The organism is Franzmannia pantelleriensis (assembly GCF_900102875.1).
Lineage (GTDB): Bacteria > Pseudomonadota > Gammaproteobacteria > Pseudomonadales > Halomonadaceae > Franzmannia > Franzmannia pantelleriensis.
This window is the reverse complement of sequence record NZ_FNGH01000001.1, coordinates 95,873-110,889: the sequence shown is the minus strand read 5'-3', so window position 1 is coordinate 110,889 and position 15,017 is coordinate 95,873. Positions and strand designations below refer to the sequence as shown.

The window sequence follows — 15,017 nt, the reverse complement described above, 5'->3', positions numbered from 1 at the left end:
GTGTTGAAGAGGGTAAATATCAGATGGCGCGCAGCGCGTTTTCCCATCGCGCGTCGCGCTGGCCGCAGACGATGAAGAACGGGTTGAGCACGCTCTCCTGCTGGTTGCAGCGCAGCGGCTCTAATGTCTCGGCGTTGAGTACCTCGCCGCCGGCGGCGGTGACCACGGCCTGGGCGGCGGCGGTGTCCCATTCGCTGGTGGGGGCCAGCCGCGGGTAGAGGTCGGCCTTGCCCTCGGCGACCCAACAGAGCTTGAGCGAGCTGCCGATGGAGACGCACTCGTGGTTGGGCAAGGCGGCACAGAAGGCGTCGAACGCCTCGGCACCGTGACGGCGGCTGCCCACTACCTTCCAGGGCTCGGCCTCGGGGTCGGGGAGCTCACGCACCTGAATATTGGCGTAGACGCCCTGCGATATCTTGAATACTTCGCCGCCGACCTGGCCTACCCAGGTGCTTCCGCCCCCGCCACCAACCGCGGGCGCGTGGACGATGCCGAACACCGGTACGCCGTCGTCGATCAGTGCCACGTTGAGGGTGAACTCGCCGTTCTTGTTGACGAACTCCTTGGTGCCGTCCAGCGGGTCGACCAGCCAGTAGCGCTGCCAGGCCTGGCGGGTGGCGTAGGGCACCTCGGCAGACTCCTCGGAGAGCACCGGCACTTCGGGAGTGAGGTCCTCGAGCAGTGCCACCAGGGCGTGGTGCGAGGCCATGTCGGCCTCGGTGAGCGGGCTGTCGTCGTCCTTGGTCTCGACGCTGAAGCCGCGCTGGTAGATCGCCAGCACCTCGCGCCCGGCGGCGTGAACGCCCTCGATCAAGCGGGCGCGGAGGGAGTTGGTCACGAAATGAGGCAAAACGGGTCCTTATCGGTTTTTCTATTGGGGCTTGGGCAGAACTTGGCAGCGCTGCGCGCTGCATCGCGGTTGAAACCGCTCCCACAATGATAGATGGCGCCCCTGGCCAATGTGGGAGTGAATTTATTCGCGATGGGTTGTTCGGCAGCGCTGCGCGCTGCAACCGTACTTATACGAGCTAGCCTAGATCCCTCGTCGCTGTACGTCGGCAAGCATGGCGTTGGCAAAGGCGATCAGGGTTTCTTCATAGTCGTGGGCGGTATTGAGTGCATCGGCCAGCACCTCGGCAGATTCGATGTATTCATGAATCATCTGATTGCGGATCTGGCGAATAGTGAGCCATTGATCGGCGGATGCCAGAACGCCCAGCTTTTCGGCACGGTCCAGGTTGTCGACCACGGCGCCGGTTTTCTCACCCAGGGCACGCAGCCATAGCGGCAGCAGCTTGTCGCCGGTCGTATCCTGCAAACGGCAAAAGCGGCTGGTGTAGGCTTCCACTCGCTCTGCCAGCGCTTCATCTTCGCCCAGTTTGGCGGCTCGCTCGCGGGTCATTGGCGAACCGAAGACGCTGCCCGACGAGTAGCGCAGGTGGTGAAGTTCTCGCTCCACGACGCGGCGCAGAAAGCGCAATCGTTCGGAAAGGTTATCGTTCATAACCGTGCCCCCTGCTCTCGGGCCAGCCTGTGTATTGCTTGCTCGCTGAGGTTCGGTGCACTGATGAGCACATCGACCTTGCGCCCGTGCATGGCACGCATGATGCGTGCGCTGAGCCGAGCGGAGAGCTGAGCGGGATGCGCCACAGGCTCGCTGAGTTCAACGTGCAGGTCGATATCGCCACCGCGGGCGTTGTCGTCCAACCGTGAGCCGAACAGCCGCACACTGGCGCTGGGGCCTAGCTCTTCGGTAACGATCTGCAGAATGGTCTGGCGCTGGGCATCTGTGAGGCGCATAAGGCGATATTGGCTACCTTGGCATGGCGTTACGTGGTGGCAGCGCTTTGCGCTGCATCGCGAATGAGTTCGCTCCCACACTGGGTGTGGCGCCCCTGGCCAATGTGGGAGTGAATTTATTCGCGATGGGGTTGGCCTTACCAGCAGCGCTGCGCGCTGCATCGCGGATGAATCCGCTCCTACAATGGGTATGGCGCCTTGGCTAGATCAGGTGCGCTCGGCGCGCAGGCTGGCGCGTACCAAGCTGCCGAAGTGGGCGAAGAAGGCGCCCATCAGCGCCAGCATGCCGCCGAGCACGATGCCCAGCGCCAGCACCATGGCGCGGCTTTGGCCGCTGGGTTGGGTGCTCTGCACCGCGGTCTGGATGACCTCGCCCGACTGCAGGTCGGCCAGCTCGCTCTCAAGCTCCGCCACGCGCTGGCTGTAGGTGGCAATTAGCTCACCTGCCGCCGGGCTGGTGGAATCATCCAGCGCTTCCAGCGCTTGCTGGTTGCTGTCGATGCGCCGCTCGAGGGTCTCCTGGCGACGCTCTACCATGGCTTGCTGATCCTGCTGCATCCGCTCCAGCAGCTGCCGATGCATGCGCTCGACCTGCTCGGCGTGCTCGGTTTCGGCGGTCGAGCGAACGCGGATCAGTAGGGTGTCGCTGGGCGAGTCGACGTCGACATTGAACGGCAGGCTTGTTTGCTCCTCGTGCTCGGCCAGCATCTCGCGGGTCAGCGGGCCCAGGTAGAGGTTGTTGGCTCTGGCGACCAGCGCGCCGGTGGATTCGAGCGCGCTGGTAGGCGACTGCTCAGCGGCCTGGTAGAGCGAGACGTACTGATAGGGCCGCGGTAGCGAGAGCGCGTAGGCCAGCGCGCCGGCGACCACCAAACAGAAGATCACCGCCATCGTGAGCCAGCGCTGGATCAATATCTTGGCAAGATCGACCAGTGAGATTTCATCGTCCTGATAAGCGTTTTCACGCGGTTCCTGGGTCATCGTGGTGGTTCCAGTCGTGCGTAGATAGTGATGGGAGTTTTCCGGGCACGCTACCGCCCGGAGATTGTTCCGGGCGATTCTCAGGCCCTGAGCCATGAATGCAGGGCCGGCGGGATAACACCATGGGGAGCCGTTCTTGGCCCAGCGCCCCTGGCATCCTGCCGGCACCACAGCATCACTGTATGGATGATGGTCACGATTCTATGAGAGCAGCGCTTGCTAAGCTACTGTTCTACGTATCGTTTTTGTTCGTCGATTGTCGCAGGAAAGCGACAGGAACACGAACGTAAGCGACCAATTATGCGCGCTTATGTAAACTTTGACGAACGCTGTGGGCGAATTGCCGAACGAATACCGCCATCAGGCCCAGCATTAACCCCAGCATAGCGCCCAGTGCGATGATCAGCCCAGTACGCTGCGCCACGGGCTCGGAGCTGCGCGTGGCCACCTCGCTCAGCTCGGCCGGTACCAGGCCGGCTAACTGAGCTTCCAGCTCGGCCACCCGCGCGGCAAGCTGGCTGGCGCGCTCGCCGCTGGCATCGGCAAGACCGGCCTCGGCCGCGTCAAGGCGCTGCTGCAGGCTAGCTTCCAAACGCTCCAGCCGTTGCTGCTGGGCGCTTTCCAACCGTGTCAGCGCTGCCAGGTGCAGGGCTTCCACCTCGTCTTCTCGCTCCGGGCTTGTGGTCGTGCGCACGCGCAGGATGCGGGTATCACTAAGCAGCTCGGCGCTGACATCAAACCCCACCCGTTCACGCTGCGTTTCTTCGAGGTAGGCTCGGGTGGCCGCGGGAAGATGCTGGACATTGAACTGCCCCAGCACGCCGCCGGCCGCAACCAGGGGCAGCCGCGCGCCCTCGGCGTCCTGGTACTCGGCAAACTGGAATAGCGAGGTGTAGTGGTAGGCGGTGGTCTGCATCAGGGCATAACCAACGGCGGCCGCGGTGACGATCAGAAACGTGCCAAGCAGCAGCAGCCAGTGCCGTACGACAGTTACAGCGAGATCGACCAGCGAGATCTCATCGCTGTCGGGGGATGGGTTTGCCATGGAGTTTCCCTTGCAGTCACGTTGCCGAATCGGTCGTACGGCTTATTCGTTTTACTTCTTTATGTAATATGCATATATCAATGCCTTCCGGCATTTTGACGTAGTGTAACCGATCACACCGAGCGCCCCAAGCCGGCGACAGTCCTATCCTCCTGGAAGCAGTGCACCACTAATACAAATAAAACTTATTTACTAAAGCTCATCGAGGCCAGGCCGATAACACGACAACGTCCTATATCAGAAACACAACAACGGAAGCTTTCATGCAGCCCAACTCCCGTCGATTTCGCCCTGCCCTGCTGGCCACTGCCTGCGCCGGTGCCCTCTCCGCTCATGCCGATGTGCTGACCGAGTTCACCCTGGAAGCGGGGCATCCGTTCGATGGGACGATGTCGGTGAACCTGGGCAACCTGGGTAACACCAATCTCGAGGGCGGCACGATCGACAGCGGCACAACGACCTTCAACTTCATTGCCCAGGAGCTGGACGTACAGACCTCAGGCGAGTACTTGATGGGCCAGAGCCAGGCGCCGGTGGATACCGCTATGCTGGTCTACCGCGGTATCTTCGACCCTGAACAGCCCGGCCTGGGGTATATCACCGGTAACGACGATTACCGAACCGCAATTGGCGACCAGCTGGAGGCACTTGGCCTCACGCCGATCAATTGCTCATCCGACGACGTTGTGCTCCCCGGGCGATGCCCTGCCCTCAGCCTCGAACTGGAGGGTGGCCAGCGCTACACCGTAGTCGTCTCGACCTTCTCAGCCGGCGCCCCACTGGGCTATCCCTTGTCATTCTTCGTGTTTGGACCGGGCGGCGTCGTCGTCGTGGGTGAAGACGGCCTCTTCGAGGTACCGGTGGCGGGCAGCCGCAACCAGCCCGGCGGTGCCTATCTGGACCGGGTGGTGAGCGAGCTGCGCTTGAACGACGCTGACAGCCCGGTATTGCTGGCCCTGGCCGAGCAGGCCGGCCTGGATGAGACCCAGCGCGCCCGCTTCGTCGAGAGCATGAGCTCCAACGTGTCGCGCAGCGGCACCCGCGATGCCAGCGTTAGCGCTAGCCGCAGCATGCTCAACACCCTCGGCAAGCGCTTCGCCAGCACCGGCATGGGCGGCCAGATGGGCGCCAGCCTCAACCTTGCCAGTACCCTGGCCGGCAGCACGGCACAGCAGCAGCTGGAGGGCTGGTCGTCGTTTGGTGGCGGCGCGAGAGAGGCCAGCGTCATGCGCTACGGCGACCACGAATCCGTGGATGGCCTGCTGGGCATGGCCTCGCAGCTCTCCCACCAGGGGCAAAGCAGCCCCGGCCAGTTCAGCAGCTGGGCCGAGGGCTATGTGAGCAAGGGCAGCGGCGACGGCTACGACTTCCGCAGCTACGGCGCCCTGCTGGGCATGGACCGCTGGCTCAGCGATGCCTGGCTGGCCGGGCTGTTCATGGGCGTGGGCCAGGGCCGCGTGCAGGGCGACGATGCCGCCAATGCGCGTACCGAGATCGACAGCGTCAGCGTGGGCGCCTACACCGCCTGGCGCCGCGATGCGGTGATTCTGGACGCCACCCTGATGGCCGGCTTCGGCGATAACGACCACCGCCGCGAGATTGCCGGCGTGGCTACCGAGGTGGTGGAAGGCAGCAACCGCAGCGAGGACGTGACCCTGGCGCTGGGCGCCAGCTACGTCATCGAGCTGGATAACGACTGGGAGCTGGTGCCCAATGCGCGGCTGATGCACAGCTGGCTGCACCAGACCGCCTACACCGAACGGGGCGACTCGGCGCTGACCATGGCCTACGGCTCGCAGCGCCAGAACGTCTGGCGCACCAGCCTCGGCGTGGATGCCGGCCACGTGATGCGCCGCCACGACGACACCACGATCCACCTCACCGGCGGCCTGGCCTGGGGCATGCGCGACCAGTCCGGCGGCGCCACCCAGGCTGCCCTCAGCGCCGACACCGGCGGCGGCAGCTTCGTCATCACCCCGGACAACCGCACCGTGCACAGCGCCGACGTGACCACCGGCCTGAGCTGGGAGCGCGAACTCCAGGGCCTCAGCAGCGTGGCAATCAGCGGCCAGTACGAAGGCTCGTTCGCTGACCGCGAAACCGAACACGGCGCACGCCTAGCCGTCGCTTATCGCTGGTAACCAAACCGGCAGCGCTACGCGCTGCAATCGCGAATGAATTCGCTCCCACACTGGGGGCCGAGGCCAAGGCCAATGTGGGAGAGACTTTAGTCTCGATGGGGTTGCCCTACCCCAGCAGCGCTGCGCGCTGCATCGCGAATGAATTCGCTCCTACACGGAGTGTGGCGCCAAAGCCAATGTGGGAGAGACTTTAGTCTCGATGGGGTTGTGGGTCAGCGAGGCGCTGATCGGCAAAGTCGAGCAGTAGCTGGTAGCGCTGTTCACGGATGATATCGAGCACGATGCGTTCATCGAGATTGAGGTAGTCATGCACCAGCGCGTTGCGAAGGCCAATGATCTTGGGCCATTCGGCCTCGGTGGCGTCCAGCCCCATACTGCGTAACTTGGCAAAGGCCTGGCGGGCGTCGCTGGGCGCGACAACGCCTTGGGCCTTGAGCGTTTGCTTGGCGATGCCTATACAGGCTTCTGTCAGCAGCTGCAGATTACGCTCCGCGGCACGATACACGAGGGGTGACAACACGCGCTCTGCCACGAGCAGTTCGTGCAGCTGTTGAAGCTCTTCACCCAGGCGAGCCAAGTGCTCACGCATCGATGCAACGTACTCAGGCTCCATCGCTGTCATCCATAGTGTCACGACACGCCATAATGGCGCTGGTGATATAGATAGTCGAGTTCCCACATCGAGGTAATGCGGTTCTCTTCCCTGGCCAGCCGCAACGGGCTGCGTACCCAGATCGCGCGGCCAGTGCGAATCACCGCCATGGCCAGCGGCAGCGGCGCGTGATTGATATCGACGATGGAGAGCATATCGTCGGCCAGCCCTAGCGAATCTGCCCACTGCTGTGCCAGCAGTTCGGGGCGCAGGCGGCGCTCCAGCGGCGGTTCAACAGCGTCGCGAAATGCCACCGCCAGGTCGTAATCGCTGGATTCAGCATGGGCACCCTTGGCCCGCGAACCGTACAACCACACCACATCGAGCTGGCCATCGGCGGCACCAAGTTCGACGATCTTGGCCAGGACGGGATCCTGCTCGCTCATTACGCCACTCCCCCTACTCTCCTATGGCCTAATCCTAACATAGGGCTCAGCAGGCAGCGCTGCGCGCTGCATCGCGAATGAATTCGCTCCCACACTGGGGCAAGGCAGATATGGGAATGGATTGACTACAACACTGGGAGCCGGCGCCAAGGCAAATGTGGGAGAGACTTTAGTCTCGATGGGTTGGTCGAGTGGCATTATGCTGCAACGCGCATATGCTGTATATTTAACCAGTAACTTGCAGATGGTGCCCCATGGTCAGCAACCACCACGATACCGGCTACAAGGAGCTGTTCAGCTACCCGGAGTTCGTCCAGCAGCTAATCGAAGGCTTTGCCCCCACCGAGATCGCCGAGCTGATGGACTTTACTACCCTGGAAAGTCACAACGGTAACTACATCACACCGCTGTTCGAGGAGAAATTCGAGGACGTGGTGTGGTCGGTCGATATCAGCTGGCAGGGCGCCAGGCAGCAGGTGTTCCTGTATATTTTGTTGGAGTTTCAGTCGGCGGTGGATCACACCATGCCGATCCGCCTGATGCACTACGTGGCCTGTTTCTACGATCACCTGCTCAAGCAGAGGACCACAACCCCGAGCAAGGGGCTGCCGCCGATACTGCCCATCGTGCTCTACAACGGCAGCCAGCGCTGGTCGGCCCGGCAGGACATCTACGACATGGTGCAGCCGGAACCGCCCGCCTTCCTGCGAGTCTACCAGCCACACCTGCGCTACTACCTGATCGACGAAGGACGCTATACTGACGAGGAACTGTTGAAGCGCCACACGCCCCTCAGCGGTGTGTTCGGCATCGAGAACGCCACGGCTGACCGCCACGCGCTGCAGCGGGCTGTCGACCGTATTGTGGCGATCATTCAGAACGATCCCCACAAGGAGCGCACCGACGCCATCATTACCCGCTGGCTCAAGCGCCACCTGCAGTGGCTTGGTGCAGGCGTCAACCTGGAGCAGCTCAACAGTCTGGTAGAGGATAAAGATATGCTGGCAGAGAAACTCGAAAGCTGGGCCAAGAAGGAACGGCTGGAAGGACGCCAAGAAGGACGCCAAGAAGGACGCCAAGAAGGTCGACTAGAAGGCCGCCAAGAAACCTCGCGTGATATCGCCCGCAGGCTGATTGCTCTCCGCACGCTCAGCGATGCCCAGATCGCCGAGGCTACCGGCCTGAGCGAAACCGACATCGTGGCAATGCGCCACGACACACCGCCGGAGCAGTAATTCCCCAGCAGCGCTGCGCGCTGCATCGCGAATGAATTCGCTCCCACACTTGGAGTGGTGCCAAGGCCAATGTGGGAATGGATTACCTACAACACTGGGGCCGAGGCCAAGGCAGATATGGGAATGGATTGACTACAACACTGGGAGCCGGCGCCAAGGCCAATGTGGGAGAGACTTTAGTCTCGATGGGGTTGCCCTACCCCAGCAGCGCTGCGTGCTGCAATCGCGGTTGAAACCGCTCCCACACTGGGAGCCGGCGCCAAGGCAAATGTGGGAATGGATTCCCTACAACACTGGGGGCCGGCGCCATCATTACCCGCTGGCTAAAGCGCCACCTGCAGTGGCTTGGTGCAGGCGTCAACCTGGAGCAACTCAACAGTCTGGTAGAGGATAAAGATATGCTGGCAGAGAAACTCGAAAGCTGGGCCAAGAAGGAACGGCTGGAAGGACGCCAAGAAGGACGCCAAGAAACCTCGCGTGATATCGCCCGCAGGCTGATTGCTCTCCGCACGCTCAGCGATGCCCAGATCGCCGAGGCTACCGGCCTGAGCGAAACCGACATCGTGGCAATGCGCCACGACACACCGCCGGAGCAGTAATTCCCCAGCAGCGCTGCGCGCTGCATCGCGAATGAATTCGCTCCCACACTGGGGGCCAAGGCCAATGTGGGAATGGATTACCTACAACACTGGGAGCCGGCGCCAAGGCAAATGTGGGAGAGACTTTAGTCTCGATGGGTTATAGCCACATCGCATCCCAAAGCGGGTATTTGCCAATATCGTCCACCAGCCCCGCCCTCAAGGGATTGGCGACTATATAACGCGCAACGCTGCGCAGGTCTTCCTCGCGCCTCAGAGCGCGATCATGATAACCCTGTTGCCACACAGACCCTCGACGATGGAGGTGGGAATTAATAGCTCTCGCCGAGCGGCCTTTCAATCGCTTCACCACAGCATCGAGTTCAGCCTGATCAAGCATAAACAGCCAGTGCAAGTGGTCTGGCATAATCACGTAGGAGAGCGACGAGACCCAGCCTTCTTTCTCCAATGATTGCATTTCCTTTACCACATGCCTTGCGATTGGCCAAGAATCCAGCAAGGGCAATCTCTGATGGGTGCAGGTCGTGATGAGATAAGCCTGGCGATGCAGAGACATGCGGCCACGACGCAGAGCATGGCTGTGCGGCTGATCCTTTTCCATGGTAACGCCCCCTACTCTCCTTGTTAGTTGAGCATAGACGCCTTCTGCATGGAGGGCAGGCAGCGCTGCGCGCTGCAATCGCGAATGAATTCGCTCCCACACTGGGGGCCGGCGCCTCGGCCAATGTGAGAGAGACGTCAGTCTCGATGGGGGTGGATCTATCCAAGCAGCGCTGCGCGCTGCAATCGCGACTGAAGTCGCTCCTACACTTGGGGCGGCGCCTCGGCCAATGTGGGAGAGACTTCAGTCTCGATGGGGTTGCCCAGCCGCATCTCACGCCGCATCTGAGAGGGCTAACGTGCAGTCAACGCCGTCGGCAGGTAGAGTATGGGCATCGATTCGTTAGCCTGTCATAGCCCCTATGAAACCAGCGACATTGAACGACCGCTTGTCGGCGGCGCTGTTCACGACGCAAGGACTGACACCGGACGATAGCACCGACGCATGGCGAAGCCTGGCCATGCCGTTCTTCGAGGTGCTGGCCCGCGAGGCTGGCCAGCGACGCCTGGACGGCGCCATCCTGTCTTACGCCATGGGCGATTGCCTGGCAGGCGCCACTCAGTACAACGCCCGCGGGTATCGCTTGACCGATGGCCACATACGCCGCTGCGAGATGGAGTACGTCTTCGTTCAGCTGCTGCGCAGCGGTAGCGTCAGCGGGCATGCCGGCCGCAGCGGCGATGCATTCAGCGCCGGCAGCGGCGATGTCTGCATTTTCGATCTCAGCGATCCGTTCGAATTCGATACCAGCGAGGGCAGTACGGTGACGCTGGTACTTCCACGCCACACCCTGGACCGCAAGGTGATGCGCCACGGCCTGTCGGGTAACGTGTTGTCGCGGCGAACGCCGATGGGCCAGGCGCTGGGCGCTCACCTGCTGACACTGGCCAGGCTGCTGCCCGAGATGTCCCAGCAGGAGGGGCGCGCCATGCAGGATGCCTCGGCGGCCATGCTCTCGGCGGCGCTGCGCGACCGTTTCGACAAGATGCCCGACGTGGCCCGGCCACGGCCCGGCATGCGCCAGCAGCTATTGGACTACATCGAGGTGCACTTGGCCTCGCCGGAGCTGTCGCCACAGCACCTGTGCGAACGTTTCGGCATGGCGCGACCTCATCTTTATCGCGTCTTCGGCGGCAGCGGCGTTCAGCGCTACATTCAGCGCCGCCGCCTCGAGGCGGCCATGCGTGACCTGCAGCAGCCCGGCGGGCGCCGCCGTAACATCAGCCAGACCGCCTACCGCTGGGGATTTTCATCGGAGCGCCAATTCCAACGTGCGTTTCGCGGTTACTACGGCATGACACCCAGCGAGGCGCTCCGCCAGGTGGAACACCCCCTGCCTTCCGATGTGTCGCTGGCGGACATCCAGAAGAACCTGCTGAACTGGACCAAGATAACCCCCGGCAACCCCCCAGGCCCCTAACGACATGCTGCCACGGCCCAGGTAGCGGCGACCTCATTCGCGATCGGCTTGAGACGGGTCGGCGTTGGCGATTACCTCGACGTGGTGCCCCACCTGCTGCGCCCAGGCGTCGATCTCGGCCTTGAGGGCAGTTTTGGCGTGGGCGTCGCCGTGTACCAGGCGGATCTCGCGGGGCGGCTTGCTCATGCGGCGAATGAAGTTGAGGAGGTCGTGCTGGTCGGCGTGGGCGGAGTAGCCGGTGAGGCTCTCGACCCGGGCGCGGATGTCGATGCGTCGGCCACCGATCTCGACCCAGCCGCCCTGGGGGCCGTAGCGACGGATGTCGTTGCCCAGTGTGCCCGGGGCTTGATAGCCGACGAACAGCACCGCGTGGCGCGGGTCGCCGAGCATCTGTTCGAGGTAGTTGACCACCCGCCCGCCGCTGGCCATGCCGCTGGCGGCGATCACCACCGCCGGACGGCCGCTGCTGGCGAGGTAGGCCACGGTGCGCTCGTGGGTGTCATGGCCTTCCACCGTGGTCAGGTTGTCGAAGCTCAGCGGGTGACGGCCGCCGCGCACCAGGCGATGCGCCTCCGCATCCCAGTAGGGCTTGAGTTCGCGATAGAGCTTGTTGAAGCGCGCCGCCAGCGGCGAGTCGATGATGATCTCCAGTTCGCGCCAGCGGCTATCCTTGGCGGCGTGGGTCAGCCCTTCCAGTTCGTAGAGCAGCTCCTGGGTGCGGCCGATGCTGAAGGCGGGAATGATCACCGTGCCGCCGTTCTCCAGCGCCCCTTCGATGGCGGCTTTGAGGCGTGCCCGGCGGGTGCGGCGCTGTTCGTGAGTCCTGTCGCCGTAGGTCGACTCGAGCACCAGCACATCGCAGCCGTAGGGCGGCTTGGGCGCCGGCAGCAGCGGCGTGTAGGGCGCGCCCAGGTCCCCGGAAAACAGCGTACGCTGCTGCTTGCCGCTGGCGCGGTCGAGGCTGTCGACCTCGATATAGGCCGAGCCGAGAATGTGCCCGGCGCGCTGCAGCCGGACCTTGAGCCGGTGGCGGTCGTCATCGACTAGGCTGTGCCAGGTGTTGTACGCCAGCGCCACCAGTCGCTCGTCGACTTCGTCGAGAAAGCGCTCGATCAGACGCTTGTCGCGGGTGAAGCCGATGCGCAGCGCGTCTTCGATGACCAGCGGCAGCAGCGTTGCCGAGGGCACCGAGCAGACAATCGGGCCGCGGTAGCCCGCCGCCAGCAGGTAGGGTAGCCGGCCAATGTGGTCGATGTGCACGTGGGTGACCAGCAGCGCCAGCACGTCGTCGACGCTGAACGCTACCTGATGCTGTTCGAAGCTGCTGTCAGCGTCGGCGTCCTGGCCCTGGAACAGCCCGCAGTCGACGAGCAGCGCGCGATCCTCTGCCAGCTGCAGCCGATGGCAGCTGCCGGTTACCCCTTCGTCGCCGCCGTGGTGACGGATCTGCGGGTAGTCGTCCATATCCCCACGTCCTTTGCAGGCTTATCTTTTTCGCTCAGCCTACCCGATGGCCTGGCCCACCACCAGCACGATGCGATTGCCCATATAACAGCGAGGCGGCTCCCCGCTGGGGAGCCGCCTCGCGTGCGTTGCCGTGAGCGCTCACGGCGTGAGCATGGCGACGATTACTGCGGCGCTTGCTGCTGCTGTTGTTGCTGCATCTGTTCCTGCATCTGGCGCATCTGCTCTTGCTGCTGGCGCGCGGCTTCATCGAGGGCGTCGCGCTGCTCTTGGGTCATGGCCGCTTCGATGCGTGACTGCAGGATAACGCTGTCGGCCGCGATCTCTGCGGTGGCGTCGCCCAGCTGAGCAGCCGCCTGGCGAATAGCATTCTCGTCGTAGTTGGGACCGGAGTGCTCGAGCAGCTGCTGCTCGAGCGCCTGCACTTCTTGCTGGCGCTCACCCACGCCCTGCTGTAGCTCGGTGAGGTAGCCGACGATCTGATCCTGTTGCGCCTGATCCAGGCCCACCATCTCATCCAGTTGAGCAACCTGCTCCTCGGGGCTCGGTGCCGCCTGCTGCGGTGCCATGCCCTGGCCCATATCCTGAGCGATAGCAGTAGCCGGCACGGCCACCAGGGCGGCAAACATCGGGGCGGCAAGGCGCTTTACAAGGGTCATATAATCTCCGTTTCAATACAGTTATATACGAACTCTAACGCGTTAACTCCCGGGTTGGGAACCAGGCAATGTGTCGTTATGTAACCGAGACGTATGGCGTGATCAGGCGATCTTGCCGAGTGACTGCAGGGTGCGCATCAGCAGACTGACCGATTCACTGGACTGCTGGTACTCCTGCATCAGCGCAGTGACGCGGCGCTCAAAGCGCTCCTGCTGATCGAGTTGGTCAGCTTCGCGGCGGGCTTCAGCGCTCATCATCCTGGGCATGTCGCGGGGCGCTTCACCGCTGTCGAGGGCGGCCAGGGCGTCGGCAAAGGCATCGTCGAGCTCGCGGAATTTACGCAGCTTCTCGCGCTCGTCCATGGGTTTTTGGCGTTTTTCGTATCGCATTCGTGAGTGACTTATCTCTCGTGATGAATCGTCAGACCATGCTTCTGAAGTTTACGCACCACGCTGGGCTGACTGATGCCCAAGCGCCGCGCCATGGCATAGGTACTCGAATAGTGCCGGCACAGTGATGCGAGAATGTCGTGCTCGACGGCCGATAATGCCTGCTTGAGGGTTTGCCCCTCGGGCAGTGGCATGGCGTCGGGCGTATCAGGTGAGCTATCACTAGCCAGTATACCGGGTTCCCGACCAACGGCGAACCTCTCTTGCCCGGCGTCGGGTTCGATCAGATCGCCGGGCGATGATAGCCAGGCACGCTCCAGGGTATTCTCGAGTTCACGTACGTTACCCGGCCAGTCGCGGGTCATCAACTGTGACCAGAGACTGGCATGCAGCAGCTTGTTGCCGCCATAGCGTTGATTGAGTCGCGCCAGCTGAAGCTCGGCGAGCACCGGAATGTCTTCGCGACGTTCGCGCAGCGGCGGCAGCGTTACCGGGATCACGTTGACGCGGTAGTAGAGGTCGAGACGAAAGCTCCCCTCCTCCACCCGCCCGGCGAGGTCCTGGTTGGTGGCCACCACCAGCCGGAAATCGACCCGCCGCGGCCGGGTATCGCCGAGCCGCGTCAGGCTGCCGTCCTGGATCACCTTGAGCAGCTTGGTCTGCATGGCCAGCGGCAGCTCGCCGATCTCATCGAGAAACAGCGTGCCACCGTCGGCCTGTTCGAGCAGCCCGGCGCGGCCCTGGCGGGTGGCGCCGCTGAAGGCGCCGGGCTGGTAGCCGAACATCTCGGATTCGAACAGGCTCTCGGGAATCGAGGCGCAGTTGACGTCGATGAAGGGGCCATTGCCGCGCTGGCTCCAGCGGTGCAGCTGGCGCGCGAAGGCGGTCTTGCCGACCCCCGACTCGCCGAGCAGCAGCACGGTGGCGTCGGTGGGCGCCACGCGCTTGAGCAGCACGGCGATCTCGCGCATCACGCCACTGCGCACCTCGAGGCTGTCGAGTTCCAGGTCGTCGACCAGCGAGCCGCCGCGCTTGAGGTGGTCGCTGAAGCGCTGCTGCAGCAGCGCGTACTCGTCCTGCAGCAGCTGCAGGTCGGTGAGGTCCATCGAGCGGCTGACCACCCGCACCAGCTCGCCGTCGAGATGGACCGGGTGGGCCTGGGCGACCACCCGTCGTCCGGTGGCGGTCTGCTGCATCACCTGGGCCGGCTCGCCGGTACGCATGACCTCTAGGCTCACCGACGGCTTGAGCACGCCCTGGGCTTCCAGCGCGTGCACCGTGGTGCGGCACAGCGCCTCGCGGCTCATGCCGTAGACCGCCGCTGCGCCGGGGCTGACGTCCAGCACCCGACCGTCGCCGTCGACGATGAAGAAGTGGTCGCTGGCCGTCTCGACGATAGTGGCCAACACTTGGCTGTCGATCTCGCTCATGGACGTCGTTACCCGGCTCAAAACGATACATTAACGCATCATCGATGCATTAATAAATCAAACTGACGGCTCAATGATGTAAAAACGCATCACCATGGCGGAAACTGCCCAAAAAACAGTCACGTAAACTTGGCACGCAATATGCTTACTGTACTGGAGGAAAGCCTGGCAGCGCTGCGCACTGCATCGCGGTTGAAACCGCTCCCACAGCGCC

Annotated in this window: 16 protein-coding genes; 4 read left to right on the top strand and 12 right to left on the bottom strand. The window is 63.0% G+C overall.

The window, feature by feature from the left end:
• Window positions 1-19: 19 nt before the first annotated feature.
• The 5 genes from cysQ to BLT16_RS00330 all read right to left on the bottom strand — a co-directional run bounded on the left by cysQ (window position 20) and on the right by BLT16_RS00330 (window position 3,826).
• Window positions 20-838: a 3'(2'),5'-bisphosphate nucleotidase CysQ gene (cysQ, locus tag BLT16_RS00350; RefSeq protein ID WP_245701370.1), complete on the bottom strand. Its 819-nt coding sequence runs from the start codon at window positions 836-838 to the stop codon at window positions 20-22.
• A gap of 195 nt (window positions 839-1,033) precedes the next feature.
• Window positions 1,034-1,504, bottom strand: a complete 471-nt coding sequence (locus tag BLT16_RS00345; RefSeq protein WP_089656453.1) for a hypothetical protein — start codon at window positions 1,502-1,504, stop codon at window positions 1,034-1,036.
• On the bottom strand, window positions 1,501-1,800 hold the full coding sequence (locus BLT16_RS00340; protein ID WP_089656452.1) for a nucleotidyltransferase domain-containing protein: 300 nt from the start codon (window positions 1,798-1,800) through the stop codon (window positions 1,501-1,503). The genes BLT16_RS00345 and BLT16_RS00340 overlap by 4 nt, the downstream gene beginning before the upstream one ends.
• Window positions 1,801-2,007: 207 nt before the next feature.
• Window positions 2,008-2,781, bottom strand: a complete 774-nt coding sequence (locus BLT16_RS00335) for a GumC domain-containing protein (protein ID WP_089656451.1) — start codon at window positions 2,779-2,781, stop codon at window positions 2,008-2,010.
• Window positions 2,782-3,079: 298 nt separating this feature from the next.
• Entirely contained in the window at window positions 3,080-3,826 is a 747-nt protein-coding gene (locus BLT16_RS00330; protein WP_089656450.1) for a Wzz/FepE/Etk N-terminal domain-containing protein, read from the bottom strand.
• A 263-nt stretch (window positions 3,827-4,089) separates the two neighbouring features.
• Between BLT16_RS00330 and BLT16_RS00325 the strand changes: the two genes are divergently transcribed.
• Window positions 4,090-5,967 (top strand): autotransporter outer membrane beta-barrel domain-containing protein, encoded by a 1,878-nt coding sequence (locus tag BLT16_RS00325; protein WP_089656449.1) that lies wholly within the window; start codon window positions 4,090-4,092, stop codon window positions 5,965-5,967.
• A gap of 190 nt (window positions 5,968-6,157) precedes the next feature.
• Here the strand turns inward: BLT16_RS00325 and hepT are convergent, their stop codons facing one another.
• On the bottom strand, window positions 6,158-6,556 hold the full coding sequence (gene hepT / locus BLT16_RS00320; RefSeq protein ID WP_340148231.1) for a type VII toxin-antitoxin system HepT family RNase toxin: 399 nt from the start codon (window positions 6,554-6,556) through the stop codon (window positions 6,158-6,160).
• Window positions 6,557-6,597: 41 nt separating this feature from the next.
• Window positions 6,598-7,005, bottom strand: a complete 408-nt coding sequence (mntA, locus tag BLT16_RS00315; RefSeq protein WP_089656447.1) for a type VII toxin-antitoxin system MntA family adenylyltransferase antitoxin — start codon at window positions 7,003-7,005, stop codon at window positions 6,598-6,600.
• Between the two features lie 254 nt (window positions 7,006-7,259).
• Here mntA and BLT16_RS00310 point away from each other — a divergent pair, with 254 nt between their 5' ends.
• Entirely contained in the window at window positions 7,260-8,240 is a 981-nt protein-coding gene (locus BLT16_RS00310; protein WP_089656446.1) for an Rpn family recombination-promoting nuclease/putative transposase, read from the top strand.
• 398 nt (window positions 8,241-8,638) lie between these two features.
• On the top strand, window positions 8,639-8,839 hold the full coding sequence (locus BLT16_RS00305) for a hypothetical protein (RefSeq protein WP_218124380.1): 201 nt from the start codon (window positions 8,639-8,641) through the stop codon (window positions 8,837-8,839).
• 139 nt (window positions 8,840-8,978) lie between these two features.
• Here the strand turns inward: BLT16_RS00305 and BLT16_RS00300 are convergent, their stop codons facing one another.
• The gene (locus BLT16_RS00300; RefSeq protein WP_089656444.1) at window positions 8,979-9,440 is read right to left on the bottom strand and encodes an REP-associated tyrosine transposase; all 462 of its coding nucleotides are present in this window, start codon (window positions 9,438-9,440) and stop codon (window positions 8,979-8,981) included.
• Window positions 9,441-9,816: 376 nt separating this feature from the next.
• Between BLT16_RS00300 and BLT16_RS00295 the strand changes: the two genes are divergently transcribed.
• Window positions 9,817-10,860 (top strand): helix-turn-helix domain-containing protein, encoded by a 1,044-nt coding sequence (locus BLT16_RS00295; RefSeq protein ID WP_176817118.1) that lies wholly within the window; start codon window positions 9,817-9,819, stop codon window positions 10,858-10,860.
• A 33-nt stretch (window positions 10,861-10,893) separates the two neighbouring features.
• Here the strand turns inward: BLT16_RS00295 and BLT16_RS00290 are convergent, their stop codons facing one another.
• From BLT16_RS00290 to BLT16_RS00275, 4 genes are all read right to left on the bottom strand, one after another.
• The gene (locus BLT16_RS00290) at window positions 10,894-12,324 is read right to left on the bottom strand and encodes an MBL fold metallo-hydrolase RNA specificity domain-containing protein (protein WP_089656442.1); all 1,431 of its coding nucleotides are present in this window, start codon (window positions 12,322-12,324) and stop codon (window positions 10,894-10,896) included.
• 164 nt (window positions 12,325-12,488) lie between these two features.
• Window positions 12,489-12,983 carry a hypothetical protein gene (locus BLT16_RS00285; protein WP_089656441.1) on the bottom strand — a complete coding sequence of 165 codons (495 nt, stop codon included), beginning with the start codon at window positions 12,981-12,983 and terminating at the stop codon, window positions 12,489-12,491.
• 102 nt (window positions 12,984-13,085) lie between these two features.
• A complete protein-coding gene (locus BLT16_RS00280) occupies window positions 13,086-13,346 on the bottom strand; it encodes a hypothetical protein (protein WP_089656440.1) in 261 nt (86 codons plus the stop codon).
• Between the two features lie 38 nt (window positions 13,347-13,384).
• Window positions 13,385-14,803: a sigma-54 interaction domain-containing protein gene (locus tag BLT16_RS00275; RefSeq protein ID WP_089656439.1), complete on the bottom strand. Its 1,419-nt coding sequence runs from the start codon at window positions 14,801-14,803 to the stop codon at window positions 13,385-13,387.
• Between the last annotated feature and the right edge of the window lie 214 nt (window positions 14,804-15,017).